The 21,229-nt window shown below is 74.0% G+C and carries 10 protein-coding genes and 1 pseudogene; 2 read left to right on the plus strand and 9 right to left on the minus strand.

Annotated elements, in window-relative coordinates; all coding sequences use genetic code 11:
- Positions 1 to 231 precede the first annotated feature (231 nt).
- Entirely contained in the window at positions 232 to 918 is a 687-nt protein-coding gene (locus tag KV381_RS24345; RefSeq protein ID WP_030630733.1) for a DUF402 domain-containing protein, read from the minus strand.
- A gap of 79 nt (positions 919 to 997) precedes the next feature.
- Entirely contained in the window at positions 998 to 2,413 is a 1,416-nt protein-coding gene (locus KV381_RS24350) for an aspartate ammonia-lyase (RefSeq protein WP_218786257.1), read from the minus strand.
- Positions 2,414 to 2,519: 106 nt separating this feature from the next.
- On the opposite strand from KV381_RS24350, the gene KV381_RS24355 reads away from it, so the two are divergent.
- The gene (locus tag KV381_RS24355) at positions 2,520 to 4,073 is read left to right on the plus strand and encodes a ricin-type beta-trefoil lectin domain protein (protein ID WP_218786260.1); all 1,554 of its coding nucleotides are present in this window, start codon (positions 2,520 to 2,522) and stop codon (positions 4,071 to 4,073) included.
- 54 nt (positions 4,074 to 4,127) lie between these two features.
- On the opposite strand, the pseudogene KV381_RS24360 reads toward KV381_RS24355, so the two are convergent.
- The 7 genes and pseudogenes from KV381_RS24360 to KV381_RS24390 all read right to left on the minus strand — a co-directional run bounded on the left by KV381_RS24360 (position 4,128) and on the right by KV381_RS24390 (position 19,969).
- Positions 4,128 to 6,699, minus strand: a pseudogene (locus KV381_RS24360) (amino acid adenylation domain-containing protein).
- Positions 6,700 to 6,736: 37 nt separating this feature from the next.
- Positions 6,737 to 7,588, minus strand: coding sequence for an SDR family oxidoreductase (locus KV381_RS24365; RefSeq protein WP_030082656.1), 852 nt, complete (start codon positions 7,586 to 7,588; stop codon positions 6,737 to 6,739).
- Between the two features lie 20 nt (positions 7,589 to 7,608).
- Complete coding sequence (locus KV381_RS24370) at positions 7,609 to 8,352, minus strand: thioesterase II family protein (protein WP_030082658.1); 744 nt, start codon at positions 8,350 to 8,352, stop codon at positions 7,609 to 7,611.
- Between the two features lie 38 nt (positions 8,353 to 8,390).
- Positions 8,391 to 9,692: a M18 family aminopeptidase gene (locus tag KV381_RS24375; RefSeq protein WP_218786262.1), complete on the minus strand. Its 1,302-nt coding sequence runs from the start codon at positions 9,690 to 9,692 to the stop codon at positions 8,391 to 8,393.
- The gene (locus tag KV381_RS36950; RefSeq protein WP_218786264.1) at positions 9,689 to 15,460 is read right to left on the minus strand and encodes a MupA/Atu3671 family FMN-dependent luciferase-like monooxygenase; all 5,772 of its coding nucleotides are present in this window, start codon (positions 15,458 to 15,460) and stop codon (positions 9,689 to 9,691) included. The genes KV381_RS24375 and KV381_RS36950 overlap by 4 nt, the downstream gene beginning before the upstream one ends.
- Positions 15,457 to 18,756, minus strand: a complete 3,300-nt coding sequence (locus KV381_RS24385) for a type I polyketide synthase (protein ID WP_218786272.1) — start codon at positions 18,754 to 18,756, stop codon at positions 15,457 to 15,459. Before KV381_RS24385 ends, KV381_RS36950 begins: the two co-directional genes overlap by 4 nt.
- A complete protein-coding gene (locus KV381_RS24390; protein ID WP_373307704.1) occupies positions 18,701 to 19,969 on the minus strand; it encodes an MFS transporter in 1,269 nt (422 codons plus the stop codon). The genes KV381_RS24385 and KV381_RS24390 overlap by 56 nt, the downstream gene beginning before the upstream one ends.
- A gap of 220 nt (positions 19,970 to 20,189) precedes the next feature.
- Between KV381_RS24390 and KV381_RS24395 the strand changes: the two genes are divergently transcribed.
- Positions 20,190 to 21,191, plus strand: a complete 1,002-nt coding sequence (locus tag KV381_RS24395) for a LuxR C-terminal-related transcriptional regulator (protein WP_030630758.1) — start codon at positions 20,190 to 20,192, stop codon at positions 21,189 to 21,191.
- The last annotated feature ends 38 nt before the right edge of the window (positions 21,192 to 21,229 follow it).

Here is a 21,229-nt window from a genome sequence, read left to right on the forward strand (position 1 = left end):
ATCCCTCCGGCGGCGGACGCGGCGAGCAGGCAGCGGACAGCGTGCACGTCTCCACCCCCTCGTAGTGGCTCCCGCGACCGAGCGGAACGTCCGGGTCCGTGGCCCGTCGCTCCGCACGACCGGTGTGATGACTTGTGGTCAGTTCCGGTGTGGTGCCCGCTGGTTGCGGCGATCAGCCCTCCGTGCGACCGGACCTGCCGACCGGACCGTCCGAAGGGTCTCTCCAGGGTCTCACGACGGCATCCGGGCAGGGGTGCGGTCCCAGTCATCCGGCAGCGGCGGTACCTGCCACCGCGGATCGGGCCGCCAGTGCTCCCAGCCGTCCCGGAACGGCGGCCCCCAGCCGGTGATCACCTCGACCGCGTCCAGGCCCGCCCGCCGGACCCGCCTCGCGGTCTCCCGGTCCATCAGGCCGACGCGCTGCGCCTGCGCGAACTCGTCCTCGTCGAGCCATTTCCAGCTCCGGTCGGGGTTCACGGAGATGTCGAGAAAGTGATCCTCGGAATCCACCCCTCCGGACCACCGGGTACGCGGCTCCTCCAGATTCACGTACCAGTTGCGGAACATCCAGCCCCGGTCCCAGAAGAGCCACACCGACCACGGCTCGCCCGGCCGGGCCAGCTTCAGCACCCCGGAGCCGAACCACGTCGAGCGGGCCGTGGTGCGCGGCGCGGTGTAGCGGGTGGCCAGCGGCTCGGCGTGCACCTGGGTGCCGTCCGCCAGCACCGGCCGCACACATTCGGTGCCGGGCGCCATCCAGACGGCGAGCAGCTCGTCGGTGTCCTGGACGACGGTCACCGGACGGCAGATGTGCACGGGCGGTGCGCCGGCCGTCCGGTGGGCCCGGCCGTTGTCGCGGTAGCGCCAGAGGATCCGGTCCCCCGGCGCCCAGCGTGCGTGATCTCCCGTACCTGTCATGGAGAGATCTTACGGAGCGCTCCCACCGGCCCGCTGCGACTCAGGTCACCCGGTTCCCGGCAGGCGCCCCGCCCGGTGCTCAGGGCCGCGTCATCCGCAGTACGTCCAGCGCCTCGTCGAGCTGCTCCAGCGTCAGATCGCCGCGCTCCACATAGCCCGAGGCCAGGACCGTCTCACGGATCGTGGCGCCGTCCTTCAGCGACTTTTTGGCGACCTTCGCCGCCTCCTCGTAGCCGATGTACTTGTTCAGCGGGGTCACCACGGACGGCGAGGACTCGGCGTAGGCGCGGGCCCGCTCCACGTCGGCGGTGATGCCGTCGACCGTACGGTCCGCGAGCAGCCGGGAGGCGTTGGCCAGCAGCCGTACGGACTCCAGCAGGTTCTTCGCGATGACCGGGAGCATCACGTTCAGCTCGAAGTTGCCCGCGGCGCCGGCCGTGGCGACGGTCGCGTCATTGCCGGTGACCTGGGCCGCGACCATCAGGACCGCCTCCGGGATCACCGGGTTGACCTTGCCCGGCATGATCGATGAGCCGGGCTGGAGGTCGGGCAGCGCGATCTCGGCGAGACCGGTGCGCGGGCCCGAGGCCATCCACCGCAGATCGTTGGAGATCTTGGTCAGCGAGACGGCGATGGTCCGCAGCTGGCCGGAGGTCTCCACCAGACCGTCCCGCGCGCCCTGCGCCTCGAAGTGGTCGCGGGCCTCGGTCAGCGGCAGCCCGGTGGCCTCCGCGACCTCCGCGATCACGGCCGCGGAGAAGCCCGGCGGGGTGTTGATGCCGGTGCCCACCGCCGTACCGCCCAGGGGCAGTTCGGCGAGCCGGGGCAGCGAGGCGCGCAGCCGTTCCACGCCGTAGCGGATCTGCGCCGCGTAGCCGCCGAACTCCTGGCCGAGGGTGACCGGGGTGGCGTCCATCAGATGCGTACGGCCGGACTTCACGACCTCCGCGAATTCGGCTGATTTCCGCCCCAGGGAATCGGCCAGGTGATCGAGCGCCGGGATCAGATCGGCGGTCACGGCGGCGGTGGCCGCGATGTGGATGGAGGACGGGAAGACGTCGTTGGACGACTGGGAGGCGTTCACATGGTCGTTGGGGTGGACCTCGCGGCCGAGGCGCTCGGTGGCGAGGGTGGCGATCACCTCGTTGGTGTTCATGTTCGACGAGGTGCCCGACCCCGTCTGGAACACGTCGACCGGGAAGTGCTCGTCCCAGCGGCCCGACGCGACCTCGGCGGCGGCTTCCTGGATCGCGGCGGCGATGTCCGGATCCAGCACCTTCAGCTCGGCGTTGACCTTGGCGGCCGCGCCCTTGATCCGGGCCAGCGCCTCGATGTGCGCGCGCTCCAGGCGCTGTCCGCTGACGGGGAAGTTCTCCACCGCCCGCTGGGTCTGCGCCCGCCACTTGGCGTGCGCGGGAACCCGCACCTCACCCATCGAGTCGTGCTCGATCCGGAACCCGCTGTCGCCCGACGTGGCACCTGATGTGTCGCCCATGGTGTTTAAACCTCCTGAAAAAGATGAGCACGTGTCTTGTTCTACGTATTCCCAAGTCGCCTACCGGCCAGTAAATACCGGGGGTAACCACTTACCGGGAGGCGCAATGAGGCGCACCAGCACCAGACTTCGAGGGCTCCGAAGCCTTCGCCGGCTCCGCTGTACGGTCGCCGTCACCGTCGCTCTCGCGGCGGCCGTCGGCGGAATGGCCGCCGCCGGACCCGCGGGCGCGACGGAGTCGGGTACCAGCTCTATCGCATCCACCCCTCTCCCGCCCGCACTGGAGGCCGTCCGGGCCGCCGAGGCCACCCAGCTGTACGGGAGCCCCGCCGAGCGGCCGCTCGGCGACCGCAAGACCGGGCTGATCTCGCTCGGCGACAGCGAGATCTCCGGCGAGGGCGTCGGCACCTACGACCCGGGAACGAACGGGCCGGACAACTGGTGCCACCGCTCACCGGACGCCGCCATCCACCGCACCGGCATCGCGGCGGACGTCACGTACAACGTCTCGTGCTCCGGCGCCTATACCGGGAACATCAAGATCGGCGGAAACAAGCAGTACGCCGATGAGCTCGTGCAGAGCGACAGCCTCGCGATCAAGGCCCGCAACACCCGGATCAAGATGATCGTCCTGGTCGCCGGGGCCAACGACGACCTCCAGTTCGGCCCGGTCATGACCGACTGCGTGGTCCGCTACATCACCCTCCAGGGCCCCTGCGAGCCGAAGTACGCGGGCGGCTGGCAGGCCCGCGTCGACGCGCTGGTCCCCAAGGTCGAGGCGACCGTCCGCGACCTGCGCACCGTCATGACGGACGCCGGATACGCGAACGACGACTACAAGCTCGTCCTGATGGGCTACCCGAGCCCGATCGGCCCGGACTTCCGCGACAACCCGAAGTTCCCCGGCAAGCTGATCTGCGGCGGACTCGGCTACGACTCCGACACCGTCTGGGGCCGCAACACCGCCGTGCCCGCCTTCCAGGCCGGCATGCGCAAGGCCGCCACCGCCACCGGCGCCACCTACCTCGACAACTCGCGGCTCTTCCACGGCCACGAGGTCTGCACCGAGAGCGCCTGGGCGCGCGGCCTCTACATCGACCTCAGCAAGCCCGGCCTGCCCGACGAGAACTCGGTCCGGCAGTCCTTCCACCCCAACGCGGCCGGCCACCGGGCCTTCGCCTCCTGCCTGACCCAGCTGTACGACTCCGGGCTGCGCGAGGCGAGCTGCGCCGACCCGGCGAGCACGGGCAACCCGGTGCTGACGGGCACGGCCTGGGACGATCTGTTCACCCCGCTGAAGAACGAGGCGACCGGCTCCTGTGTGGACGTGCCCGCCTCGGTCACCCGTAACGGCACGGCCATCGGCGGCTGGGACTGCCACGGCGGGCGCAACCAGAACTGGTGGTACGACGCCGGTACGCAGACCGCCCGCACCGCGCTCAGCCACGACCGCTGCCTGGACGTGTCGGGCGCCAAGTACACCCCGGGCGCCACGCTCATCGTGTGGGACTGCTCGGGCGCGGCCAACCAGAAGTTCGTCCGGCAGGCGGGCACCGTCCGCCCGGCCGCCGCGACCGGCCTCTGCCTGACGCTGGCGGGGGCCAAGGACCCGCTCAAGCTCCAGACGTGCGACGGCGGCGCCAACCAGCGCTTCGCGTAGGCACGGTGTGCGAGGGGGCGGCCGGGGTGAACCCGGCCGCCCCACCGGCTCCCGTCAGCTCTCCAGGGCCAGCGCCTCGCACAGCGCCCCCAGCGTCGGCGTCAGATACAGCTGGCGCAGCGGAACCTCGGGCAGCCCGCGCTCCCGGGCGAGTGTGCCGATCCGGATCGCGTACAGCGAATTGCCGCCCAGATCCCAGAAGTCGTCGTCCGGGCCGACCGCGTCGACGCCGAGCACATCACGCCAGATCGCGGCGAGCGCGGCGGCCGGACCGGCCTCGCGGGACGCCGTGTGCGGCGCCGAAGCCGGGGCAGGGGCGGGAGCCGGCACCGGATCGCGCCGCGTCCCCGGTGCGGGCAGCCGGGCCGGGTCCAGCTTGCCGTTCGCGGTGAGCGGGAGGGCGGGCAGGAAGGTCACCGCCGCAGGCACCATGTGCGCGGGCAGCAGCCGCGCGGCCCGCTCCCGTACGGGGCCGGGGTCCTCGCCCGCCCCGGGGGCCGGCACGACGTACGCGTCGATCCGCACGGCCGCCGCGTCCCCGTCCTCGCCGCCGGTCACGGTGACGGCCGCCGCCGACACCGCCGGGTCCTCCAGCAGGACGTGCCGGATCTCGCCCGGTTCGATCCGGAAGCCCCGCACCTTCACCTGGTCGTCGATCCGGCCCAGGTGTTCCAGCGTTCTGTCGGGCAGCAGCCGCCCCAGGTCGCCGCTGCGGTAGAGCCGCCGTCCCGCCGGGTCCAGCGGGTCCGGGACGAAGCGTTCGGCGGTCAGGGCGGGCCGGTTCAGATAGCCGAGCGCCACCCCCGCCCCGCCCACCTGGATCTCCCCGGGCACCCCCGGCGGCACCGGCCGCCCGTACGCGTCCACCACCCGGACCGACCAGCCGGGCAGCGCCCGCCCCACCGACCGGGATCCGGCGAGCGCCTCGCGGACGCCGGTGATCCGTGTTGACCAGCCGGCAGCGGTCCTCCGGGTGCCGGTCGAACCAGTCCAGCAGCGGGCGGGCGTCCAGGGGTTCACCGCCCAGCACCACCAGCCGGAGGTCCACGGTGTCCGGTGCGCCCCGGTCGGCCGCCGCGAGCTGTGTGAACGCCGACGGGGTCTGGCTCAGCACGCTCACCCGCTCCCGTACCAGCAGGGCGTGGAACTCCCTGGGCGAGCGCGTGGTCCAGTGGTCCACGACCACCAGCCGGCCGCCCGTCAGCAGCGCGCCCCAGATCTCCCACACCGAGAAGTCGAACGCCGCCGAGTGGAAGCACGTCCAGGTGTCGTCGGGCGAGAGCCCGAAGTCGTCGTGGACGGCGTCGACCAGGGCCGTGACGTTGGCGTGCGGCACGACGACCCCTTTGGGGCGGCCGGTCGAGCCCGAGGTGTGGATGACATAGGCCGGGGCGTCGGCCGCCTTCCGCCGCTCCACGGCCGGCCGGGGCGGGTGGCCGGTGAGGAGGGCCGGGTCCTCGACCGTCAGCCGGACCCCGGCGTCCCGTGCGGTGCGCTCGCGCCGGTCCGCCGGATGCTCCGGATCCATCGGTACGTGGACCGCGTCCGCCTTCAGCACGGCGAGCATCGCCGCCACCAGGTCGGCCGAGCGGGGCAGGCAGAGGCCGACGAGATCGCCGGGGCGGACCCCGTGGGCGTACAGCCCGTCCGCCAACGCCTCGGCCCGGGCGTCGAGTTCGGCGTACGAGAGGGTGGCGGCACCGGCGGTGAGCGCGGGCGCGTCGGGGCGGGCGGCGACCCGGGCGGCGAAGACCTCGTCGATACGGAGCGGGGCCGGGGCCTTCGGCGTCGCCCCCAGGGCCAGTTGTTCCGCCGACTCGGCCCTGGTGAGGGGATCCAGGTGCTGGAGCGGGGTGTTGGGCGGGCTGTCGAGCAACTGCCGCCGTACGTACTCCACTTGGTGTGCCGGTACGGGGAGGGCGTCCGGGCCGGTCGGCAGGGTGGCGGGCCCGGCCCCGGTGCCCGCCGTCAGCTCCGGCGCGGGTCGTTCCTCCTCCTCGGCCGGGGCGACCGGCTCGGTGGCCAGCAGCTCCGCGACCGTACGGCCGGGGGACAGGTCCGCCGCGAACACCGCGTACCCGTCGAGCGCCCCCAGCGCGTACGGCGGCCGGTCCAGGGCCGGTACGGGGACGGCGACGCGCACCGAGGGCTCGCCCGTGTACCGGCCGACGGTGACCGCGAGCGCCGCGGCGAGCCGCCGGGTCTCCTCGTCCAGGCGCAGGTCCGGGGCGAGCGGCCCGTCCAGCGGCGTCACCGCGTCCGCCGCGAGCTCGCCCCGCAGCACCCGGGCGACCAGCCGCAGCGAGCGGGCGTCCAGCGCGGACGCGTCGGCGGTCAGGACGAGGTCGCAGTCCGTGGCGGCGGCCTCCTCCCGCCGCCCGTCCGCGTACCGCAGCAGCACCGCGCGCAGCCGGTGGCCGGGGCCGACCGGGCGGCGTGCCTCGGCCGTGCGCCGCCGGGCCGCCGCGTCGGACCCGGCCGGGGCGGGCACGGTCTGCGACCACAGCCGGGGGTGGCGGCCCCCGGGCCACCACAGCTCCGCCGCCGTCGCGAGGGCGGCGGCGAGCGCGGTGTCGGTGACGGTCGGCGGCAGGCTCACCGTCAGGGTGTGATGGGCAGGCGGCACGGACGCAACTCCTCGCACAGGAACGGGAAAACGGCTGTCAGCGGGCGGTGAACCCGCCGTCCACGGTGACCACGCTGCCGGTCACCTGCCGGGACGCGTCCGAGGCCAGCCAGAGCACCGCCTCCGCCACATCGCCCGGCTCCACCAGCGCGTTCATCGGCTGGTCCCGGACGAACGCCGTCTCGTGCTCGGCGACCGGCACCTCCAGCGAGCGGGCGATCTCCGCCAGCATCCGGCCCTCCATCGCCGCGTCGTCCCGCACCGAGCCCGGACACACCGCGTTGACCCGGACCCGGCGCGGCGCGTAGTCCAGGGCCACCGCCTTCGTGAGGCCCACCAGACCGTGCTTGGCCGCGACGTACCCCGCGAAGTGCCGGTAGCCCACCAGACCCGCCGTCGAGGCGATGTTGACGATCGAACCGGACCCCTGAGCGACCATCCGGCCGCCCACCGCACGGATCGCCCGCCACGCGCCGCCCAGGTCCACATCGATCATCAGCTGCCACTCGGCCTCGGTGATCTCGTGCGCCGGACGGCCCGAAGGGGCGGCGATCCCCGCGTTGTTGACCAGGACGTCGATCTGCCCGAAGCGCTCCTCGGCCGCCTCCGCCGCCGACTCCAGCGCCGCCAGGTCCCGGACGTCGGCCTGCCGGGTCAGCACGGCGGACCCGGCCTCCCGGCAGAGGCGCGCGGTGTGCGCGAGCTGCGAGGCCGAGCCGAGCGGATACGGCACCCCGGGCAGCTCGCCCGCCACGTCCAGCAGCACCAGGTCCGCGCCCTCACCGGCGAGGGCCAGCGCACAGGCCCGGCCGAGACCGCGCGCCGCCCCCGTGACCAGCGCGGTCCGCCCGACGAGCTTCCCTCCGCCGCCCGCGCCTGTGCCCGTCACCGGCCGCGCGCCTCCGCCCGTCACCGGCCCCTCGCCGCGCGGACCTCGGCGGCCACCAGCTCCAGCAGCTCGCCCGGCCGCTCGGTGAGATACATGTGCCCTCCGGCGGGCTCGGCCACCGTCAGCTTCTCTGTCGTCGCCCGGCCCCACTCGGCCGCCTCCGCCGCCCCGACCAGGGTGTCCTCCCGCCCCCGGACCGAGATCACCGGCATGTCCAGCGGCCGGTCCGTGGACGGGACGTACGACTCGTGGAGCCGGACGTCCGCCCGGAGCGTCGGCAGCAGCAGCTCCCGCATCTCCGGGTTCGCCAGCGCCGGGTGGTCGTACCCGGCGAACGCCCGGACCCGGGCGGCGAACTCCTCGTCCGGCAGCCCGTCCGCCCGGTCCGTGCGCGGCGTCCAGGGGCCGGGCGCGCCGCTGACGACGAGCGCGGCCGGCCGGATCGCGCCGCCCGCCCCGCCCGACTGCTCGATCCGGTGCGCCAGTTCGTACGCGAGCACCGCACCCATGCTGTGCCCGAACAGCACGACCGGGCCGCCGCCCCCGCCCTCCGCACCCAGCGCCGCCGTCACCTGCGCGTACGCGTCGTCGACGGCCGGGGCCGCCGAGGTGTACGCCGGCTCGGGGAACCGCTTCTCGCGGCCCGGCAGGGACACCGGGAGGATCCGCAGACCCTCCGGAGCCACTTTCTGCCAGGGCGTGAAGAAGGAGGGGCCGGCCCCGGCGAAGGGCAGGCAGATGAGGACGGTCTCTTCGTCGGCCACGGTCGTTCCTGTTCTCTCTCGCTGCTACCGGAGTTCGGTCAGTCCCCGACCATGATCGTCGTGAGGACGGCGGCGAGGTAGCCCGGGTCGCGCACCCCGCACAGCTCGCGCGCCGAGTGCATGGAAAGACCCGGCACCCCGACGTCCACCGTGGTGACGCCGAGGCGGGCCGCCGTGAGCGGACCGATCGACGTACCGCAGGGCATCGCGTTGTTGGAGACGAACGGCTGCCAGGGCGCCCCGGCCCGCTCGGCGGCCGCCGTGAACACCGCGATGCCGGTGGAGTCGGTGGCGTACCGCTGGTTGACGTTGACCTTCACCGTCGGGCCGCCGTTGGGCAGCGGGCGGTGGTCGGGGTCGTGCCGCTCGGAGTAGTTGGGGTGCACCGCGTGCGCCATGTCGGCGGAGACGCAGAACGCGCCCGCCAGCGCCCGCGACCAGTCCTCGTCGCTGCCGCCGCGCGCCGACACCGACCGCGACAGGATCCGCTCCAGCAGCGGGCTCTGGGCGCCCGTCTCGGAACCGCTGCCGACCTCCTCGTGGTCGAAGGCGGCCAGCACCGGGACGAAGGACGGCTGCGTGGCCCCCGTCGCCGCGTCCACCAGCGCGGTCACCCCCGCGTGCACGGAGACCTGGTTGTCCAGCCGGGACGCGACCACGAACTCCTGGTCCACGCCCAGGTATCCGGGCGGCTGGATGTCGTGCAGCATCAGGTCCCAGCCGAGCACATCCGCCGGATCCTCCCCGGCGGCCGCCGCCACCCGGCGCAGCAGCTCGCCCTCCCGCGGGTCGCCCAGCGCCCAGATCGGTGCGATGTGCCGCTGCCGGTCCAGCGCCACGCCGTCGTTCACCGCACGGTCCAGATGGATGGCCAACTGCGGTACCCGCAACAGGGGTTCGTCGATCTGGACGAGTCGGCTGCGCGGGGTGCCGTCGGGGCCGCGCAGGGCGAGCCGGCCGGAGATGCCCAGATCGCGGTCGAGCCAGGTGTTCAGCGGAACCCCGCCGTAGATCTCCACCCCGATCTGCCGCCAGCCCGAAGTCCCGGTGTCCGGTGCGGGTTTGATCCGCAGGTTCGGCGAGTCGGTGTGGGTGCCGACGATCCGGAACGGGGTGTGGGCGGGCGCGCCCTCGGGGACGTACCAGGCGATCAGTGCCCCGGCACGGCTGACGAAGCAGCCGCCGGTCGCACCCGTCCAGTCGTCCGTGCCGCGCAGTTCGCGGAACCCGGCCTTCTCCAGACGCTGGGCCGCACTGGCCACCACATGGTAGGGGGAGGGGCTGGCGGCGATGAAGGCGAGCAGGTCGTCGGTGTGGCTGCGGTGGGGGGCCGGAGTCATACGGCGTCCGCCTTTCCGGTGTTCGGCAGTGACTGAGAGGGTGGCTCCGCGAGGAGCTCCCGCACCGGCCGGTCGGGCCGGGCGCAGAACTCCGCGAGCAGATCGGTGTACGACGCGAGAAGGTCGTGGGCGGTCGCGTGGTCCCACAGGTCGGTGGAGAATTCCAGGAACGTTCGATAACCCTTCGCGGCGTCACGTCGCGGCGCAAGCCCGAAGCACAGCTCGCTGCGGGAAAGCGGCGGTGCCAGATCGGCCACCTCGACCCGGAGCCCGGGTATCTCGATGTCCGTGTCGACGGAGTTCTGGAACGCCAGGACGTGCGGCACCCGGTCGGGGACGCTGACAGCGCCCGCGTCCCGCATCGCCTGCATGATGCGGGCGGTGGGCAGCACATGCGCCATGGCGCCGAGCGCACCCGTGCCCGTACGGACCGCCAGCTCCGCGCAACTCTCGTCAAGATTGGCTGAATCCAGTCGTACGCGGACCATCACCGCGGTGGACGTCATCGCCACGAGCGACTCCGAAGCGGTGCCCTCCCGGTTGGCGTACGGCACGCTCAGCAAGGTGTCCTCCTCGCCCGACAGCCGGGTCAGGAACACCCCGAGAGCGGCCGCCGCGACCGCGAACGGCGTGGTGCGCCGCTCGGCCGCCAGCTCCTCCACGGCCTTGCGCACCGCACCCGACGCGATCCCGCGCACCGTGTCCCCGTGCCCGCTCAGCTTCTGCGGACGCGGCCGGTCCGTCGGTACGGGCACGGAGGACGGCACCCCGTCCAGATAGCGCGCGCAGAACGCGGCCCGCTCCGCCTCGGCCCCGGGATCGTGGTGCTCCCGCTGCCACCGGGCGTATCCGGGCGCCTGCATCGCCGGTTCGGGCAGACCGTGCGGGACGCCCGCGGCCGCCGCCGTATACAGGGCCGCGATCTCCGAGAGCAGCACGGACAGCGACCAGCCGTCGGCGCACACGTGGTGCAGGACGAACATCAGCTCCCAGCGGTCCTCCTCGACCCGCAGCAGCCGCAGCCGGGGCCGCAGCGACCGGCCCAGGTCGAAGGGGGCCGCCGCGTCCGCCCGGCACAGGGCGTCCGCCCGGGGCCGGCGCTCGGCGGCCGGCAGCCCGGTCAGGTCCTCCACCGGCAGGGCCACCGGCTCCGCCGCCAGCACCTCCTGCCACCAGGGCCCGTCCGGCGCGTCCTCCTGCGTGAACCGGGTCCGCAGCGCGTCGTGCCGGGCGATCACCTCGGAGACGGCGGACCGCAGGGCCGCCGGATCCAGCGCCCCGGTGAACGTGATCCGCGTCGGCACGTTCCACACGGCGGGGTCGGGCATCATGTGGTGTCCGGCGATCATCCGGTCCTGCTGGTCGCTGACGGGGGCGCGGTCGACGACGACGGCCGCATCCGCCGCCACGGGGGCCTCGCCCGCCAGCTGCTCGGTCATGGCCCGCAGGGTGGCGTCGGCGAAGAAGTCCGCCAGCGGGTAGTCGACGCCGAGCGTGTCCCGGACCCGGTTCACGAGGCGGATCGCGGCGATCGAATTGCCGCCCAGGTCGAAGAAGTTGCCGTCGGCGGGGGCGTCGCGCACGTCGAGGACGGACTCCCAGACCTCACGGAGGAGGGCGGCGGTGGTGGCCTCCGGCGCTGCGGTGGCCCGCTGATCGGTGTCGGGGGCCGTCGCGAGCTGCTGATCGGTGCCGAGGTCCGCCGACGTGCCCACCGGCACGGCCGTCTCCGGGGCCACCGGCACGGCCGCCCGCGGGTCCGTCAGCGCGTCCAGCTGTTCGTCCAGCTCCGCGAGATACCCCTCCGCCGTCGCCGCGTCGAACAGATCCGCGTCGTGCCGCAGCCGCAGCCGCAGGCTTCCGTCGCGGCGCTGGGTGGCCACCAGTGCCAGGTCCAGCGGCGCCGACTCCGTTCCGGCCGCCACCTCCTCCGTACGCAGCCCGGGCAGTTCGATTCCGGCCAGCGCCGCGCGGTCCAGATCGACCGAAACCGTCACCAGCGGACGCGGATTCCCCGGGTCCGGACGGACGGCGGCCAGCAGCGCGTCCAGGTCCACCCCGCTGTGCTCGTCGGCCGCGAACAGCGCCCGGCCGGTGTTCCGTACGGCCTCCGAGGGCGGGGTCGCGTCGGTGGCGGACAGCGGCAACGGCAGCAGCGCCACATGGAAGCCGACCGCGTCCGCCGTCTCCGGCCGCCGCCGCCCGAACGTCGTGCCCAGCAGGAACGCGTCCTGCCCCGAACGCCGCCGCAGCACCAGCTGCCAGGCCGTGCACAGCGTGGCGAACAGCGTCACCCCCTGCTCGCCGCTCCACTCCCGCAGCCTCTCCGTCCGCTCCCGGCCCACCGTCCGGGCCACCGCCCCGCCGCGCCCCGCCACCCGGCGGCCGCGCGGCCGGTCCGTCGGCAGGGCCGGCGCGGGCGGGCCCTCGGCCAGCAGCTCGCGCCACCAGGCCAGGTCGGCCGGGTCGTACGCGGGCTCGGGGGCCCCGACGGTCGTTCCGGCGGGCCGCTCGAAGACCGGCGGGCGCCCGGCGAGGGCCGCCGTGTACAGCTCCCGGAGGTCACCGGCGACCAGCGCCGCCGAGTGCGCGTCCGTGACGATGTGGTGCATGCCGAGGACCAGGACGTGGTCGTCCTCGGCCAGCCGGAGCAGCCGGGGTGTGAACAGCGGCCCCTCGGCCAGGTCGTAGGCCCGGCCGCTCTCCTCGGAGAGCAGCGCCCCGATCGCCCGCTCGGCGTCCTGCCCTTCGGCGTCCGTGACCGTCAGCGGGATCCGGAGCCCTTCCCGGACGACCTGGACGACGCCGGCCTCCTGCTCGCCCCGGAACACCGTCCGGAGCCCCGCGTGCCGCTCCACCAGCCCGTCGACCGCCGCCCGCAGCGCCGGCGCGTCCAGCGGCCCGCGCAGTCGTACGGCCTGGGTCTCGTTGTACGCCGCCGGGTTCGCCATCAACTGCGCGGCCAGCCACAGCCGCCGCTGCGCCGAGGTGGCGGGCGCGACGGTCTCCCGGACCGCAGGCTCCCGGGTCTCCCGCTCCCGCGCGACCCGCTCCGGCGCCGGCCGCTCCCGGGGCTCGGTCCCGCGCGCGTCCCGCTCCTGTGTGCGGCGGCGCAGCAGGTCCAGGTGCTCCAGCCCCGACCGCAGCCGCTCCCGGTCCATCCCGAAGTCGACCAGCGCGGCGATCTCGTCCACGCCCGCCCGGTGCAGCGCGTCGACGAACGGCGCGACGCTCGTCGGCGTACCGATCAGGGCCCGCTGGTCGCAGTAGCGGTCGTAGGCCCGGCGGAACAGATAGTCCAGGTCCTCCTCGCTCGCCGCCGCCACGTCCTCGCGCCGCTGCCCCGCGGCCGTGGCCGCCGAACGCATCAGCAGCGAGGACCGCAGGTAGCGCACCATCGGCTCCAGCGCCTCGGCCCGGGCGGTGGCGTGGTCGTCGCCCAGATACGTGTGCACCAGCACCGTCACCCGCCCGGCCGCCGGGTCGAGCCCGCAGGCCGCCCGCGTGCGCCGGTAGTGCGCGATGTTCGCGGCCAGCTCGTCCACGCTCTGGCTCATGAGATTGGTGACGACGCCGAGCCCGCGCCGGGCCGCCTCCTCGTACGACGCGCGCTGCCCGGAGGTGGCCAGGAAGAACGGCGGCTCCTCCTGCACCGGACGCGGCCGGATCCGGATCTCCGCCTCCGCGCCCTCGCCCGTGCGCCGCCGCACCGCCTCCCCGCGCCACAGCCGGCGCACCTCGTCGAGGTGGTCGAAGGCGATCCGCCGCCGGTCCGCGAACCGGTCCGGGTGGAGGGCGAAGTCCCGGGCGTGCCAGCCGGTGGCGCAGCCGATGCCGACCCGGCCGCCGGAGAGGTTGTCGACCACCGACCACTCCTCGGCGACCCGCACCGGATCGTGCAGCGGGAGGACGACCGAGCCCGCGTTGATCCGGACGCGCCCGGTCTCCCGGGCCACGGCGGCGGCGAGCACGGACGGGTTCGGGAAGATCCCGCCGAAGGAGTCGAAGTGCCGTTCGGGCAGCCAGAGCGAGGAGAAGCCGTGTTCGTCGGCGAAGCGCGCGGTCTCGAAGAGGGTGTCGTACGCCTCCGGAGTACCGGCCCCGGCCGCGCCGTCGGCCCCGGCGGACTCCGGGTAGTCGCCGAAGAAGTAGAGGCCGAAGTCGGGTGCCGGACGCGCTGCTTCGGGCTGCCGCACGGACGCCGCCGGGCGGGCGGACCGAGGGAAGAAGCCGCCGTCGCGCAGCTCCCGCAACGAGCCCTCCACCGCCTCCGCGACCCGGTCGACGTCCTCCTCGGTGTGGGCGGTGGAGAGGTAGAAGCTGCGCCACTCCCATACGTACACACCGCGCAGTTGGAGGTGGTGGTAGAGCAACTCCAGGTCGGCGCGGTGCTTGAAGCGGAACATCGACCCGAAGTGGGTGAGCTCCAGCGGGAATTCCTCGTCGCGGAAGAAGGCGTTGAGCCGGTCCGCGAGCGCCTGTGTGCGGGCGTTCAGTCCGCTCTGGAGCCCGGGCCCCTGTTCGGTGAGGTGGGTGAGGACCGCGCGGGCCGCCGCCATCGACAGCGGGTGCTGCATGTACGTGCCGCCGATGAACGTGGTCTCGCGCGAGGGCCCGCCCGGCTCCCCGTACCGCCAGAACCCGCCGTCCACCCCGTCGAGCAGATCCGCCCGCCCGGCCACCGCGCCGATCGGGAAGCCGGAGCCGAGCGCCTTGCCGTACGTGGCCAGGTCCGGCACCACGCCGAAGTGCTCCTGCGCGCCGCGCTGGTGGGGGCGGAGCCCGGTCAGCATCTCGTCGAAGAGCAGCACGATGCCCCGGCGGGCGGTGAGTTCACGCAGCGAGCGCACGAACTCCACCGGCCGCAGGCCCGGGTTGCGGCACTGCACGGGCTCGACGAGCACGGCGGCGATCGTGTCCCCGAGGGCGTCGATCGTCTCCAGGGCCTCCGCGCTCCCGTACTCCAGCACGATCAGCTCCGCCACCGCGCTGTCCGGGATGCCCCGCGACACGGGCACGGCGTGCTGCCCGGGGCCGCCGGGGCGGCCGAGGACGGAGTCGATGTGCCCGTGGTACGAGCCCCGGAACATGACGACCTTGTCCCGCCCGGTCGCCGCCCGCGCCAGCCGGATCGCCGCCGAGTTCGCCTCCGTACCGGACGAGGCGAAGGCGACCCGTTCCATGCCGGTCAGCGAGGCCAGCAGGGCGGCCGCCTCGCCGGTGTCCGGGGACCGGGGGCCGAAGCGCAGGCCGTCGGAGAGATGGCGGCGCACGGCCTCGGTGACGGGCTCCGCCTCATGGCCCAGCAGCAGCGCGCCGAAGCCCATGGTGATGTCGGTGTACGGGTTGCCGTCCACGTCGACCAGCCGGGAGCCGTGCGCGGAGCGGGCCGCGACCGGGTACAGCATCTCCTTGGTGGCGTCCCGGAACCCCACGACGGCCCGGCTGTCGGCGAGCACCGAACGGTGCTGCTGGGCCAGCCTCTTGGAGGTGCGGGTCCGCTCGGTGAACCGGCGGATCAGGGAGGCGGTGTGGGCCCGCTGCGCCGCGTCGGCCCCCGCCCCGGCCATTCCGCCCGCCGCGTCGACGACGAGACGGGGGCCGTGCGCGGTCTCGGCGGCGACGGTCGCCGGTTCGGCCTCTTCGGACTCTTCGGCTTGTTCTGCCGGGGCCCGGCCCCGGGCCGCCGCGAGCTGGTCGGTGAGCCTGCGGGACAGCTCCGCCGCTCTGGCCACGGCGTCGGCGGACGCCCGCGTGGTCGCGCTCATCGCGTCTCCGTCCCGGTGCGGGCGGTCAGCAGCGCGACGGCCTCGGAGAGCTGGGTGAGCATCGCGGTCTGGGTCTCGGCCAGTTGACGTATCTGCTCGGAGAGAGCGGCGACCTCGGCGCGGGTGGCGTACACGGGCTCGTCGGGTGCGGGCGGCGATGCGGGCGCGGGCGCTTGGGCGACAGGCGCAGGCGCGGCGGTGACAGGCACGGACACAGGCGCGTGCGTCGGTAGGTCTGCGGCGGGCGTCGGCTCCGCGGACGCGGATATCGCCGGGGCCCTCCGCCCGGCTATCAGCTCGGCCGTCAGCCGGGGCGTGCCCGCCTCCTCCAGGATCTCCCGCATGCTGATCTCCGTGCCGAACTCGGCCTCCAGCTGCCGCACCATCCCGATGAGCTGGAGCGAGTCCGCGCCGAGGCCGACGAAGGTGCGGTCGGCGGCCACCTCGTCGGGCCGGTGCCCGAGATGGCGCGCGGTCAGCTCCAGCACCCTGTCCAGTACGGCCTGTTCGGTCATGCGGTCCTCCGTGTGCGGTGTACGAGGTGTGGTGCGAGGTGTGCGTGGCGCGGCGGGCGCCGGGGGCGTGTACGGGGCCGGGCCCCTCCAGTGGGAGCGGCGTCGGAAGGGGTACGTGGGCAGCCGGACGCGCCGGCCCCCGCAGCCGTCGAGCAGCGCGGCCCAGTCCACCCCGGCCCCGGCGCAGTGCAGCGCGGCCACCGCCCGTTCCCACTGCCGGGTCGGTACGCAGACCGCGTCCGGCAACGACCGGCGGACCATCCCCGTCAGCACGGCGGACGGGCCCAGCTCCAGCAGCGGCGCGGCTCCGGGCGAGGAGGATCCGTCCGCCGGCGGTTCGGTCAACGGCGGTTCGCCCGATGGCGGTTCGTCCGACGGCGATCCGGCCAGCCGGTCCAGAACGGCGGCGAAGTCCGCCGTGCGGCGGGCCTGCGCGACCAGATACGCGGCATCCGGCCGCCACCCGGCGGGGCGGACCGAGCCGTCGATGCCGTCGACGAACTCCGTGTGCAGCGGCAGCAGTTCGACCTTGTCGGCCAGCACCCGGAACTCCTCCAGCGCCGGGTCGAGCAGCGCCGTGTGGAACGCCCGGTCCACCGCCAGCACCTCGTACGCCTCGCCCCGCGCCGCCAGCAGGACCTTCGCCGCGTCCACCGCGCCCGGAGGGCCGCCCAGCACATGGTGGCCCGCGCCGTTGACCACGGCGAGCTCAAGACCGGGAACGGCGGCCAGCAGCTCCCGCACCCGGCTCCGGGGGACGAAGGCGGAGACCATCGCGCCCGGGGCCGACCGTTCCCGCATCAGCCGCCCGCGCCCGCAGACCAGCCGCATCGCGTCCTCGGTGTCCAGCGCCCCGGCCACGCAGAGTGCCGCGTACGCGCCGACGCTGTGCCCGGCCACCCGGGACGGGGTGACCCCGAGCCGCTCCCACATCCGGGCCTGGGCGATCTGGAGGGCGAACAGGGCCGGCTGCGCGAAGGCGGTGTCCCACCGCGCGGGCCCCTGCCCGCCGACGATCCGGTCCAGGAAGTCGTCCCGTCCCGTCTCCTCCGCGTACACCCGGGCGCAGGTCTCCAGCACCTCGGCCACCACCGGGAAGCGCGCGGCGAGTTCCGTGCCCATGCCCGGATGCCCGCCGCCCTGGCCGCTGAACAGGAACACCGGCCGCAGTGCGGAACCGGCGACACCGGTCGTGTACGCCTCGCCCGCCGGCGCCCCGGACAGGAACGCGTCGAGCCCGGCCACCGGGTCCTCGGCCGTGACGACCAGCCGGTGCGGCAGCAGCCGCCGCCCGAGCGCGGCCGTGGTCAGCAGATCGGCGGGGGAGGGGCGGGCCCCGCCCGCCAGGTGGTCCCGCAGGGCGACGGCGTACGCCCGCAGCGCGTCCCCGTCCGCGGCCGAGAGCGGCAGCAGCGCGGGCACGGGCGCGGGCGCCGCCGTCGGCGCGGCGGACACGGGCTCGGCCTCCGGCGCCTGTTCCAGGATCACATGGGCGTTCGTACCGCCCATGCCGATGGAGTGCACACCGGCTCGCCGCACGCCCGCCAGCGGCCAGGCCCGCTCCCGTACCGGCAGCAGGAACGGGCTGTCGTCCAGCGCCAGCGCCGGGTTGGGCCGGGAGTAGTTCACCAGCGGCGGGACCACCCCGTGCCGCAGCACCTCCACCGCCTTGATCAGCCCGGCCAGCCCCGCCGCACTGTCCAGATGACCGATGGCGGGCTTGGTCGAACCGAGGGCGCAGAAGCCGGTCCGGCCGGTGTGCGCGCGGAACGCCTCGGTCAGCGCGGCGAACTCGATCGGGTCGCCCTTCAGCGTGCCCGTGCCGTGCGCCTCCACATAGCCGATCGACGCCGCGTCCACGTCCGCCGCGCGCAGCGCCCCGAGCACCGCGTCCCGCTGCCCGGCGACCCCGGGCGCGGCGAAGCCCCCTTTGTCCGCACCGTCGTTGGTGACCGCCGAGCCCAGAATCACCGCGTGCACGGTGTCGCCGTCCGCCAGCGCCCGCTCCAGTGGCTTCAGGAGGACGGCGGCCGCCCCGTTCCCGCCGACCGTGCCGTCCGCGCCCGCGTCGAACGCCCGGACCGTGCCGGTGGGCGAGAGCGTGGAGCCCTTCACCGGGACATGGCCGCTGACCTGCGGCAGATGCAGGGCGGCGGAGCCCACCAGCATCAGGTCCGCGTCCCCGGCGCGCAGCGCCTGGCAGGCCAGGTGCACCGAGACCAGGGCGCTGGAACAGGCCGTCGACACGGTGAGCGCGGGCCCGGTCAGACCGAGGCGGAAGGCGGCCCGGGTGGCGGTGAAGTCGCTGTAGTTGCCGACCTGGACCTGCTTGGCGGTCATCCAGTCGCCCGAGCCGGCCTCCGCCGCCAGGTTCGCCGCCAGATAGCTGTGCAGCGAGTACAGGCGGTAGCCGGAGCTGCCGTACACCCCGATCCGTACGGAGCCGCCGTCGCCGCCGCCCGCGTACCCCCCGTCCTCCAGGGCGTGGAAGCAGCACTCCAGGAACAGCCGCTGCTGCGGATCGGTGAGTTCCGCCTCGCGCCCGCTCATCCCGAAGAACCCGGCGTCGAAGCCGTCCACCCCGGTCAGGAGCCCGCTCGCCCCGCCGAACCCCGGCCGCTCGTACTCCGTCGCCGGAATGCCGGCCGCGGCGAACTCGGCCCGGGTGAACCGGTGCACCCGCCCGGTCCCCGCCCGGATGTCGCGCCAGTACTCCTCGGGGGTGTCAGCCCCGGGAAACCTCAGCGCCGTCCCGATCACCGCGATCCGGTCGTCCCTCAACGGCTTCTTCCTTTCGCAGCCCCACCCGCCCCGTACGCTCCGCGCGCCGCAGCCCCGCCACCCTCAGCAGGAACACCACGGCGACGACGATGGCGGCGCCGTGGGACCAGCCCACCACGGCCAGCGGGGTGAACCGGTCGAGGGCCGCCGCCACCAGGATCATGCCGACGCCGAAACCGAGGTTCTCGAAAGTGGCCGAAAGACCGAAGGCGTGACCGCGCAACGTGGCCGGAAGTGTTTGGAGATGCGAGGTGTACGCGACCTCGGTGAGACCGTCCGCGGCCCCCGCGATCAGCGCGATCACCGCGGTGACGGCCAGCGGGAACCCGGCGAACGCCGCGATGAACGCCGCCGACATCACCACCGTGCCGTAGCCGAATCCGAGCGCCCCCACGGAGCGTCCGGTGCGCTGCGCGTACCGCTGGATCACCTGCTGGGCGCCGATGTTGCCGAGCGCCCACACACACCAGAACGCACTGACGAACACCGCGGGATTCGACGCGTCCAGCGAGGTGGAGTAGATCGGCAGTGCCGCGTTGTGGGACGAGGAACCGAACGCGTCGACCCCGCGCAGGGCCACCATCAGGCCCAGGCCGGGTGCGGCGGCGAGCGCGAGGAAGGCCACGGGCCGCCACCGCGGCCCGCTCTTCTCGCTCTTCTCCGCCTTCTCGCCCTTCCCGGCCTTCTCGGTGCCGGAGGCCCCGGCCGCGCTCGTCGCCCCCTTGCCGCCCGCGATCGGCAGCAGGGCGACCGTGACCGCGCAGACCACGAAGGTCGCCATGTCGAGCAGGAAGGCGGCGGTGTACCCGACGAGGGACACCACCACGCCCGCCGAGGCGAACCCCGCCACCATGGCCAGCGAACGACCGGTGATCGACAGGGAGTTGGCCCAGGCCCTGCGGTCCTCGCCGACCATCTCCGGGATCGAACTGCGCAACGCCACCATGAACAGCGTCCCGCACGCCCCGATCACCACCGAGACGGCCATCAGCGCCCCGGTCACCAGGCTCTCCGGCGCCAGGATGAGCACCAGCATCACGGAGCCCTGTCCGACATTCGCCCACAGCATGATGCTTTTCGCGCTGAACCGGGCGAGCAGACCGCCCACGACCAGACCGGCGACGAATCCGGAGGCGAGCCGCACCGCCATGAACAGCCCCATGGCCAGCGCCCGGCCCGTCGTCTCGTAGACGAAGAGATTGAGCGCCACCATATTCAGGAATGTGCCGTAGGAAGACACCGCGTATCCGGCGACGAGGAATCGAAAACGGCGCTCGGAGACCGCGGTGTCGCGGTCCTTCCCGGCACCGCCGCCCGCCTCGTTCGCCTTCGGCCCGTCCGCTTCGTCGATTCCTGATGTCACCCGCACATACTCGTCGAGCGAGGGTGCCGGGCGGAGTGCCGCCGATTGCACAAAGGTAATCTGCATCCTTGTGAAGGACGATCATTCCCCCTCACCGGTATGTGATTGCCGTAAATCACCCTCGGACCGGTCGATACCGGAACAACCCTGCGAGGCGGCGCTCGCGGCCTATCGCCGTGCGCTGACCGAGGGCAGCCTCCCGGCCGCCGCCGCGCCCCGCTGCCTGCGCTCCCTGCATCTGATGGTGGCCGACCAGGAGTCGCCCGGCGACCTCATCCCCGTACCGCCGGAGACCGCCTCGTTCGCCGCCCTCGCCCCGATCGAGGAGGCGATCGTCGAGCAGCGCCGCACCCTGCGCTCCGCCCGCGCCACCCTCGCCGCCTTCGAGGGCCTCTACGCCGAGATGCACCGGCAGGAACGGCCCGCCCTCACCCGGCTCTCCGGCCAGGCCGTCATCAGCACGGCCCTGGACGCCGGGGTCAGCGGCTGCCGCAGCGAGGTCCGCACCGCCCACCCCGGCGGCGGCCGCCCGGCCCACATCCTTCAGGAGTCGCTCCCGCGCGACCTGGGCAACCTGCGCCGCGGCATCCGGCAGCGCACCCTCTACCAGCACACCGTCCGCTCGGACCGCACCACCCTCGCGTACATCGAGCAGGTGACCGCCGAGGGCGCCGAGATCAGGACGCTGCCCGAGGTCATGGACCGGTTCATCGTCTTCGACCGGGACCTCGCCTTCATCCCGTTCTCCGACGAACCCCACAGCGCCCTGCGCGTCCAGCACCCGTCCCTGGTCCGCTTCCTGGTCCGCCACTTCGACGAGGCGTGGTCCCGCGCGGTCCCGGTCCGCCCCGAACGCGCCCCGCTGCGCACCCCCGTCGTCACCTCCGACCTCCAGCGCGCCATCCTCCAGGCCGTCGTCAACGGCGAGACGGACGCCTCCATCGCCCGCCGGATCGGCATGAGCCGTCGCAGCGTCGCCGAGCACATGCGCAAGGTCTCCGAGCAGCTGGGCAGCAACAGCCGGGCGCAGCTGGGCTATCTGGTCGCGACATCGGGCCTGCTGGACGACTGAGAGACGCCGAAGGGGCCTGCCCCGGACGGGCAAGCCCC

Source organism: Streptomyces sp. WY228, from assembly GCF_019287315.1.
Classification (GTDB): domain Bacteria; phylum Actinomycetota; class Actinomycetes; order Streptomycetales; family Streptomycetaceae; genus Streptomyces; species Streptomyces caviscabies.